The following is a 964-nucleotide window of genomic DNA, read 5'->3' on the forward strand; positions in this document are numbered from 1 at the left end:
TTCGGAAGAGGTTGCCTGGACGTAGTCGTTGTAGAGGGCGGTTGTGTAGAGGAGGCGCATCTGGGCGCCGATCTCGCAGATCTTGAGGCAGCGGGCCTGCAGTTCCAGGGTGCGGGCGTGTTCCAGCACGATCTGGTAGCCACGTTCGCCATGGATCTCGTCCGAGACGATGTGCAGGTCGAAGAACTCGACCTCCTCATCGGTGAAGCCATAGGTCTCGCGCAGCGTCGGCGTCTGCTTGCGGTAGATCGAGGGAACCTGCGATTCAAGCCCGACCACCAGCCCGGCCACCGCCACGATCGGGTCCTCGCGCATCGCCACCGCATAGCACCAGCTCTGCAGCCCGCGCGTCGTCGGCGACATGTTCTCCGGATCGGTGATGCGCTCGCGGCTCGTGCCGCAGGCCTCGCCGAAGCGGATCAGCAGGTCGGTGTGGCGGTCGCCGCCGATCTCTTCTTCATACATGTTGGCCAGAAGGAAGTCCTTGGCCTCGACATACTGCTCCGGCATGCGGGCATAGATATAGGCGAGGTAGTCGGCGAACGGGCCGACATAGTGATAATGGTTCTCGGCCCAGCGCGAGAGATGATCGCGCGACAGCGTCCCCGCCGCCCAGGCCTTGGAGAAGGGCGAGGTGTTGGCGCTCTTGCCACGGATCGCGCTTTCCAGCGCGCTGCGCAGCTCATCGGGGTTCAGCACGCGATCCAGCTTGGCGGCCTCGACCATGGCTCATCTCTCCTCTCGTGGGGCCGGCCAAAGCCGGGAGATACGGGATCCGGCCAGGGCCGGAACATTCGCGGCGCCGCGATCGCGACCCGATCATCAGCACTGCCGCCTTATCGGGATACTGTATCCAAAGCCGCTCCCCGCGCAAGGCCATTCTCGCAGCAACAAAGCCCCCAACCCGCCCATCCTCGCGCCATAAAGCCAACCTCGACGCCACAGCGCCGAAATGAACATGGGG

General features: G+C 64.3%; 1 protein-coding gene. It reads right to left on the reverse strand.

Annotated features, from left to right (window positions below):
• On the reverse strand, positions 1-726 hold a 726-nt coding region (locus OSH05_RS25090), incomplete at its 3' end, for a TenA family transcriptional regulator (protein ID WP_266353108.1).
• Positions 727-964: the final 238 nt, after the last annotated feature.

This window comes from Kaistia algarum (genome assembly GCF_026343945.1).
Classification (GTDB): Bacteria; Pseudomonadota; Alphaproteobacteria; order Rhizobiales; family Kaistiaceae; genus Kaistia; species Kaistia algarum.